9 protein-coding genes are annotated in these 8452 nt (G+C 71.4%); 1 reads left to right on the plus strand and 8 read right to left on the minus strand.

The genetic code is table 11. The features are described 5' to 3' along the window. Positions 1 to 16: 16 nt before the first annotated feature. The 3 genes from cysC to K2X24_RS08920 all read right to left on the minus strand — a co-directional run bounded on the left by cysC (position 17) and on the right by K2X24_RS08920 (position 1735). Positions 17 to 601, minus strand: a complete 585-nt coding sequence (cysC, locus tag K2X24_RS08910; protein ID WP_292496925.1) for an adenylyl-sulfate kinase — start codon at positions 599 to 601, stop codon at positions 17 to 19. A 624-nt stretch (positions 602 to 1225) separates the two neighbouring features. After that, entirely contained in the window at positions 1226 to 1447 is a 222-nt protein-coding gene (locus K2X24_RS08915; protein ID WP_292496928.1) for a hypothetical protein, read from the minus strand. Positions 1448 to 1528: 81 nt separating this feature from the next. Beyond that, entirely contained in the window at positions 1529 to 1735 is a 207-nt protein-coding gene (locus tag K2X24_RS08920) for a hypothetical protein (protein WP_292496930.1), read from the minus strand. 351 nt (positions 1736 to 2086) lie between these two features. Here K2X24_RS08920 and K2X24_RS08925 point away from each other — a divergent pair, with 351 nt between their 5' ends. Then, entirely contained in the window at positions 2087 to 2266 is a 180-nt protein-coding gene (locus tag K2X24_RS08925) for a hypothetical protein (RefSeq protein ID WP_238279615.1), read from the plus strand. A gap of 7 nt (positions 2267 to 2273) precedes the next feature. Here K2X24_RS08925 and K2X24_RS08930 read toward each other — a convergent pair whose 3' ends face one another. From K2X24_RS08930 to K2X24_RS08950, 5 genes are all read right to left on the minus strand, one after another. Next, complete coding sequence (locus K2X24_RS08930; RefSeq protein ID WP_238279613.1) at positions 2274 to 2483, minus strand: hypothetical protein; 210 nt, start codon at positions 2481 to 2483, stop codon at positions 2274 to 2276. A 59-nt stretch (positions 2484 to 2542) separates the two neighbouring features. Then, the gene (locus tag K2X24_RS08935; protein ID WP_292496933.1) at positions 2543 to 2725 is read right to left on the minus strand and encodes a hypothetical protein; all 183 of its coding nucleotides are present in this window, start codon (positions 2723 to 2725) and stop codon (positions 2543 to 2545) included. A gap of 69 nt (positions 2726 to 2794) precedes the next feature. Next, entirely contained in the window at positions 2795 to 3100 is a 306-nt protein-coding gene (locus K2X24_RS08940) for a hypothetical protein (protein WP_292496934.1), read from the minus strand. A 135-nt stretch (positions 3101 to 3235) separates the two neighbouring features. After that, positions 3236 to 5845, minus strand: a complete 2610-nt coding sequence (locus K2X24_RS08945; RefSeq protein WP_292496935.1) for a histidine kinase dimerization/phosphoacceptor domain -containing protein — start codon at positions 5843 to 5845, stop codon at positions 3236 to 3238. Positions 5846 to 6005: 160 nt separating this feature from the next. Further along, positions 6006 to 8441 carry a PAS domain-containing protein gene (locus K2X24_RS08950; RefSeq protein WP_292496936.1) on the minus strand — a complete coding sequence of 812 codons (2436 nt, stop codon included), beginning with the start codon at positions 8439 to 8441 and terminating at the stop codon, positions 6006 to 6008. Positions 8442 to 8452 lie beyond the last annotated feature (11 nt).

Here is an 8452-nt window from a genome sequence, read left to right on the forward strand (position 1 = left end):
GACAGCTCCGGCGCTATCAGGCCTGTTCCTCGGTCCCCTGAATCCGGTTCAGGATCCGGCCCGCGGCCTCGTCCGCTGTGAGAGCGTGCGTATCGAGATGGATATCGGGTGATTCCGGGACCTCGTAGGCCGAGTCGATCCCGGTGAAATGCGCGATCTCGCCGCAGCGCGCCCGCCGATACAGGCCTTTGGGATCCCGCTTCTCGCAGTGCTCCAACGGCGCATCGACGTAGACTTCGAGGAACGGGATGCGCCCGGCCGTCGTCCGTGCCTGCGCACGCTCGCGCCGAAAGGGAGAGATGAGGGCCACGATCACGATGAGGCCGGCATCGGCGAGGAGCCGCGCGATCTCGGCCGTCCTGCGGATGTTTTCGACCCGGTCGGCGTCCGAGAAACCCAGATCGCTGTTGATCCCGGTCCGCAGGATATCGCCGTCGAGGATATAGGAACGCCGCCCCCGCGACGAAAGCTGCCTTTGAAGAATGCTCGCAATCGTCGATTTTCCGGCGCCGGACAGACCTGTCAGCCAGATGATGAACGGCACGTATTCAAGATGATCGAGCAAGTTGTTCGGGTTGAGGGTCTGCGATGGATCGGACATGATTCCTGGACTCTGATTCTGGATTCGGGAAATCTCGTCGCTTCCTATCGCGAAGTGTGGGTTGCGGATATTCGAGATCGTCCGGGGCGCAGGCCAAGTCCCACCTGACCGCTCCGGCTTCGTCGATTCTCAAGACAAACGCCAAAACACACTTCGTTTTCGAAGACCCGATATCCCCGGTGCGACCGCTCATCGCTCCTGCCGGAGCATCCTCCGTGTTGCGATCAGAGAAGTTGTATCATGTTTTGTGCCATCGCCGGTCATGCGGCGGCGCCGTCGCGTTCAACGCGGCCCTTGCCGGTCCTCCCCGTGGCCGGCCCCCATGCCGGGGCCCGGGTCCCGAGCCGATTCCGCAGCCGTGGCGGGTGGTTTTGCTGCACGAATGGGCGGCGAGACGAGAACCGAGGCGGACGAAGCGTCGGTGTTCCAACGTACGCCTGCTTGCCGTCCAGCCGCCGCGACCGTGTTCGAGCGATGCCAACGCGCCTGCCCGGGCGTCCGGCAGGGCAGGCGCATCGGGTCCCGGAGCAAGCGGCGGCGACCGCCGCTTCCCTTCCGGTTTCGCCGACACCCCGGTCGGGGGAAAGCCCCGCCGTGTCGGGGCGTCGTGCGCCGCTCAGGCGATCAGCCGACGATCCAGTGCGCGACCAGCATCACGCCCGCGCCGACGACGGCCATACCCAGAAGGGTCACGCTGCTGACCTGATCGACCGTGTCGATCGTGTCCCCGACCCGGTGGGCCCGGTTCATCGTGGCGCCCCCCGTCCCGACGCGCGGGGCGTCGGCACGGAGGGCAGCGTTCGTCGTCTGGTGCGGTGTCGCGTCGAGGTGCGTGAGGGTGGTCATCGTGATCTCCGAGGGCTGCGACGGCAAGGCGAGAGGGGGATCCGCGTCACGGATCCCGGCAGGATGCGGGGCGGACAGGTGTCAGCCGGAGAAGGACCCGAAGCCCTCGAAGTCATACGAGGACGGGACGACCTCGCCCGGCTTGTCCGCGGAGATGCGCGCAGGGCGATCGCGCTCGGTATGGACCAGCGTGAGGTGCGGATTGCCGTCGGGCCCGGTCGCCGCGTTCCGCGTGTCGGCCACGGCGGTCGACAGGGCACAATGGATCGGCGTGATGTGGTTGCGCATGCAGGGCGCTCCGCTGGTATGCCAAGGATGTTCGGATGTGAGCAGAGAATGTTTCGCGCTGCCGCCCGTTCCTCGCAGGTGCGAAGCAAGGAGTCGCAGGGGCGGATTCCTGTCCGGCCCTTGAAGAGAGCCATGGCGGCGTACGACGGGGATCGGGCGCCCGGCTGTCGCGTCCCTGCCGAACCCGGCGCCGGACGCCGCCACCGGACTGTCGCATATGGATCACGGTGGTCCGTCGATGCCGCATCCGCCGCGCGGCCGGACAGGATGGCCGGGCCCACCGATGCGCCCGGTCATTAAGGCGCCACTAACCGGACGCAAGCACCTTGAGCACTCAGTCAGGGATGAACCATGCCACCCGCCATCGACCGGCTCTGGACGTTTCTGAAGGCGACGCTGGCGATCGGCCTCCTCGCGGCCGGCTCCCTGTACTCGGCGAACGTCATGGACCGGCGCGGGCTCAACCCCTTCGCGGCGGCCCTTGTCGAGCCGGTGACGACGGGATCGGTCAAGGGCGGGCGACCCGAATGACGGCGGTTCAGTAGCGCCCTTCGTCGCCCCCGTGCAGCAGCTTCTCGATCGTCTCGCTGCCCTGCGCGCGCGCCTTGGCTTCGCTCACCTGGGCCCGATCGGAGCGCTGGATCAGCTTGCCGTGCTTCCGGATCGCCCATTGCCACGTGCCGGCGGCACGCGGGTTCGGCTCCACCTCGAGGGTGTAGGGGTAGGTGCTGGTGCTCGGCTCGGTCATGCTGCGCTTATGTCATAGGAATTCGAGGGGCGTCACCGTTTACGTCACGGGTTCTCGCGTCACAGGTTCTCGCCCGCATCCGGGCCGGCGACAAGCTGTTCGGCCTCGATGGTGGTGTAGCCGTCGATCCAGTCGGCGCTTTCCTGCGATCCGGCCGGATAGGGATTGTCCGAGATGGGCTTCCCCTCGGCCCTGGCCGCGCTGCCTTCCAGCCAGATCTTGTTCGAAGCGACGACGGTCATGGCGCACCTCCCGGTGGCAGGAAACGGCCGATCCGCCGGATGGTTCGCGTCGCGCTTGCGCGCGGACGCTCAATCCTGGACCGTGAGCGTCGCCCGGTCTGGGGGCCTGGCCCGCATTTCCGTCGTGCCGTCGGGACCGGAGCCCCCTGCCCCGGCGGCGTCCGGCGTACCCCGGAGCGGCTGGACGACGGCCGCCGGAACGGGGCGCGGCAGATGATTCGCGGCGATCTCGGCCAGGAGCAGGAGAACGACGGCCGCGAAGACCCACGCGAGGCCCCCCAGGACGAGGTCCGACCAACGCTGCAGGGCCCGGATTACCAGGCAACCCGCCACGAAAATGCTGGCGAATGCGACGGGAAGGATCTGCGCGGTCATAGCCACCCGGAGAAGTCGGCACCCGGAGGCTCGGCCGTGTTCCGAGAGGCGCAACGGACGCGGGCCCCGGCCCGTTTCATGCCGCCGTGTCACGAATCGGATATCGCACCGACCCCGGAACGCGGCCGCCGGGCCTCAGGCGTGGACCGTGAAGCAGGCCCCCGGAGCGTTGGCGACCTCGAGCGTCGCGTCGATCTGGTCGAGCATGGCCCGCACGAGCTTCATCCCGAGTCCGGTCCCCTTCGGCTTGCGGTCGGCCCAGCCCTCGGGCAGGCCCTCGCCGTCGTCGCAGACCCGCACCCGCACCCGGCCCTCGCCCTGGTCGCTGACGCTGACGGCGATGTGCCCCCCACCGGCCTCGCGCGAGGCGTACTTGAAGGCGTTGGTGACGAGTTCGGTGGCGATCAGCGACAGGGCCACCGCCTTGCGGTAGGGCACCATGACCTTCGCGTCGGCGGTGATTCCCACGGTCTGGCCGTCCCCCGCCATCCCGGACAGGTCGCGGCACAGGCTCTCGATGGTCTGGCCGAGGTCGACGTCCTCGACGTTCTCGGCCTGGTAGAGGCTGTCGTGGACCCGCGCGACGCTCATCACGCGCGCGGAGGTCTCGGCAAAAGCCTGCTTGGCCTCCGGGTCCCGGGTCTGGCGCTGCTGCATCTGCAGGAAGGCCGCCACGATCTGGAGGGAGTTCTTGACTCGGTGGTCGATCTCCCGGCTCAGCACGTCCTTCTGTTCGAGGGCCCGCTCCTTGTCCGCGAGCAATCCCGTCAGCTCGACGATCGTGCGGCGCTGGCGCAGGACGACGCCCTCCACCACTTCCGCCAGGGAGGCGGCGAAGGAGAGCTGCCACGCCACCCAGGGCTCGGCCAGCCCGCGCCGCTCCTCGACCCAGCGCTCGAAGGAGCGGCGCGGCAGCACCGGCGCCGCGCCGCGGCCGGGCACCACGGGCTTGCGCGGGTCGCCGCCCCACGAGACCGTGCTGGGCACCTCCGGCCTGAACCACAGCAGGAGGTTGCGCCGGGCCTCGTCCACGAAGACCGCCGCGAGACCGCTCGCCCGGTCGGCGAAGGCGGCGGCCGGCGGGTAGGCCGCGGGCAGGCCGTGCGTGCTGTACACGGTGCCGTCCGAGGGCGTCGCGACCAGGAGCCAGTCGCGCAGCGCCAGGATCGCTTCCGGCGCGGGCGCCGACCCTACGACGGTGACGCGATCCGCCGAGACCACGGCGGCGCCCTTGGCCTCGAACAGGTCGAGCATCGTCGTCTCGCCGCCGGTCAGGGCCGCCACGTAGTCGTCGGACCGGGTGAGCTGGCGCACGAGGCGGCCCTCGGCGGCCAGGTGCGCCTGCTGCGCTTCCCAGAGCCGGCGTCCCTCGATCTCCTGCACGCGCATGGCCAGCGCCTCCGCCAGCAGGGCGGCCGAGGCCCGGGCCTCCGGCGGCACGTAGTGCGGGCGGCGATGATGGCCGATCAGCAGGCCCCAGAGCGTCCCGTCCACGATGATCGAGGCCGACATCGAGCCGTTGACGCCGAGATTGCGCTGATATTCCAGGTGGATGGGCGACAGAGAGCGATGCTGCGCGAAGGTGAGGTCGATGGGGTCTCCGGCGTGGCGGGCGTCGCCGAGGATCGGCACCGGCTCCGCATCGCGGTCCGTCACGAACCGGCTGCGGGAGCGCACGTACAGCGCGCGGGCCTGGGCGGGGATGTCGGAGGCGGGGAAATGCAGGCCGAGCAGGGAGCGGGACCAGTCCGGCACCCGGTCCTCGGCGATGGCCTCGCCGTTCCAGTCCGGATCGAAGCGATACACCAGGACCGTCTCGAACCCGGTGATCGCCCGGACCTCGCGCGCCGTCGCGGCGGCGGCCTTGGCGACGCTGCCGGCCGCCCGCAGCCGGGACATCGCCGGCCCCGCCCCCAGAGGGTCCGCCGGACCGAAATCCCCGGGCCGGTCCGGCAGGCCCTCGAGCTCGACGAGGATGCGCCCGCCCTGGGCATGCGCGACGGCGCGGAAGGCGCTGCCGCCCTCCCCGTCGAGGCGCACCGTGCCGGACACGGTCCGGCCGTCGCCGAGGCGATCCTCGACCTGGGCGCCGCGAAGATCGGCCACGAAGGCCTCCGGCAGGAGGCCGTCCAACGCGTGCCCGAGGATGGGGCGCCCGAGGAGGGCTGGCCCCGCCCCGGGGAACGCCTCCGCCACGTTGGCGCTGCAGGCGAGGACGGTCAGCCCGGCGGGCTCCGCGACCAGGAGGACGGCATCGGGCTGGATCGAGCCCGGGACGTGGATCGGCTCGAGCTCGCAGGCCGAGACGTCCACGGCCTGCGCCCGTTTCCGGCGCAGCACGACCGCGTCGCCGACGCCCGGACCGAAGGCGCGCTCGGGCGAACCCAGGTCGATCAGGGCTCCGGTCCCCGAGGCCTCCGAGACGGCCCGCAGGTCGAACCGGACCGGTCCCGAAGCGCGGTCCAGGGCGAAGCGCCCGCGCAGATCGACCCCGCCCCGGCGCAGGCCGGCCAGGAAGCGCCCGCGCCCGCGGGGGACGTCGGCCCCCGGGACGAGGTCCCGGAAGAAGTCCCGGCCCGTCAGCGCCGCACCCCCCTGCTCCAGCAGCGCGACGGCGGCCGGGCTCGCCTCCAGCACGCGGCCGGCGGCGTCGACACGCAGGACGGCGCGGGGGGCGTCGGCGATCGGACCCGCCAGGGTGTCGAGACCCGGTCCGGCGGGAAAGTCCTCGTTGCCGTCAGTCATGCCCTGCCCATGCCGGATGATGCCCCGCTTTGCCAATGCCCGTGCCGGTGCCCATGCCTTGCCGGGCCACGGCCGCGCCGAGCCATACCATGGCGCGGGCCGCGTGCGCCCGCCCCGCGACCCGTCGCCGGGGTCAGCCGTCCTGCCCAAGCGCGCATCGTCAGTGCGGCCTCGCGAGGGCGTTGCGCAGGGCGTTCGCGATCTGCCCGGTGGAGTACGGCTTGCGGACGAGGTCGAAGCCGTGCGTGTCGTCCCGGGCCAGGGCATCGCTGTAGCCCGTGGTCAGGATCACCGGCAGCCCGGGGTGGTCCACCGCCAGGCGCCGCGCCAGGGCGATGCCGCCCATCCCGGGCATCACCACGTCCGAGAACACCGCGTCGAAGCGTGCGGAGCCGTGCGCCATCTCGGCGAGCGCGGCCTCGGCGTTGTGCGCCCAGACCGTCGCGTGCCCGAGATCCTCGAGGAGCTGCGTGCAGAAGCGCCCGACCTCGAGGTTGTCCTCCACGACGAGGACGCGCAGGCTCCGCTCCGCGCCGGGAGCGCCGGGCTCCCGCGCGGGCCGCCGGGCCTCGGATTCCGGGGCCTCGACCTGCGGCAGGTAGAGGGTGAAGGTGGTGCCGCGGCCGACCGTGCTCGTCACGTCGACGTCGCCGCCGGACTGCTTGGCGAAGCCGATGACCTGGCTGAGGCCGAGCCCGGTGCCCTTGCCGACCTCCTTGGTGGTGAAGAAGGGCTCGAAGATCCGGTCCATCAGGTCGGGCGGGATGCCCGTCCCCTCGTCCGTGACCGAGAGCATGGCGAAGGGGCCCGTCGCCGCCGCGTGGCCCCGGATGCTCGGCAGGCGGGCGTCGCGGACGAGGCGCAGGGTCAGCGTGCCCTCGCCGTCCATGGCGTCGCGGGCGTTCACCATCAGGTTGACCACGGCGGTCTCGAACTGGCTCGGATCGGCCCGGACGTGGCAGGGCCCGTCCGGCACCCGCGTGAGGATGCGGATGCGCGCGCCCGTGACCGCGTTCAACATCTCGGTGACCCCGCGCAGGCGCTCGCCGACATCGAGGATCTCGGGCTTGAGGGCCTGCCGCCGGGCGAAGGAGAGGAGCTGGCTCGTCAGCTTCGCGGCCCGGTCGACCGTGTCGCTCACCGCCGTGAGGTAGCGGGCGCGCCGCGCCTCGGCGAGGTCCGGCCGCTGCAGGAACTCCACCGACGAGCGGATGATGGTCAGGAGGTTGTTGAAATCATGCGCCACGCCGCCCGTGAGCTGCCCCACCGCCTCGATCTTCTGGGCGTGGCGCAGCGCCTCCTCGGCGCGGGCGAGCCGCTCCTGGGCCCGCAGGCGCTCCGAGATGTCCTGGGCGTACTGGAAGGCGCCGATCAGGCGCCCGTCCGCGTCGCGCAGGGTCGTGAACTTGAGTTCGTAGCAGGGGCGCTTGCGGTCGGGATCGCCGAAGGCCTCGGTCTGCGTGAAGGCCTCGCCGGCGAGCGCCCGTTCCCAGGTCGCCTGCACGGGGGCGAGGAGTTCGGGCGCGTGCGCCAGGAGATCGCGCAGGTCGTCGCCGACCCGCGGCCGCACGCCGAACAAGGCCTCGAACTCCGCGATCCAGGCACGGTTGGCGGCCAGGATCCGGAAATCGGTGCCGAGCGCGCCCACGAGGGCGTCGGTGGTCTCGAACACCTCGGCCCAGAGCTTGCGCTGGAGCAGGGCCTCCTCGACCCGGCGTTCCAGCGTCCGGTTCAGCTCGCGCAACGCCGCCTCGGCGAGCTTGCGGTCGTGGATGTCCTCGACGACGCCGTACCACCGGACGATGGCACCCGCCTCGTCCCGGCGGGGCCGGGCCCGGGCGCGCATCCAGCGATACGCGTCGGTGCACGCCAGGCGCAGGCGATAGTCGACGTCGACCGGCTCGCCGGAGGCGAGCGCGCTCCCGAACACCCGCAGGGTCTCGGGCACGTCGTCGGGGTGCAGGGCCGCGAGCCAGCCGGAGCCGTCCGGCTCGCCGGGTGCCTGGCCCGTGAGTTCGAGCCAGCGGTTCGAGTAGGAGGTGATGTTCCCGTCTGGATCGCAGGTCCACGGGACCTGCGGGTTCAGCTCCACCGTCTGCCGGAAATGCTCCTCGCTCTCGCGCAGGGCCGCGTCGCCGAGCACCCGCGCGGTGGTCTCGTTCGTGACGATGAAGAGGCCGGCGACGTCGCCGTCCGCGTCGAGGACGCGGGAATAGGAGAACGACCACCAGGTCTCGCGTTGGCCCCGGTCGGTATCGAGCGTCCAGGGCAGGTCGACGAAGCGCTTCGCCCGCCCCGCGAGGGCGTCCGCGATGATGGGCCTGGCCTGATCCAGGGCATCGGCCCAGACCACGTCGAAGCGCTCGCCCATCGCCCAGGCGAGACGCGGCCCGAGCAGCGGGAAGTAGGTGTCGTTGAAGAAGAAGTGCAGGTCCGGCCCCCAGGCCAGGATCATCGATTCCGGCGAGTTGAGGACGAGGCTCAGCGCCGCGCGGAATTCCGCGGGCCAGGTCTCGGGCGGCCCCAGGGGGTGGCCCGTCCAGTCCCGCGCGCGGATCATGCGCGCGGCCTCGCCGCCGCCGGCCAGGAACGCCAGGGGGTCCCTCA

The sequence above is a fragment of the Methylobacterium sp. genome, assembly GCF_019750675.1.
Taxonomy (GTDB): domain Bacteria; phylum Pseudomonadota; class Alphaproteobacteria; order Rhizobiales; family Beijerinckiaceae; genus Methylobacterium.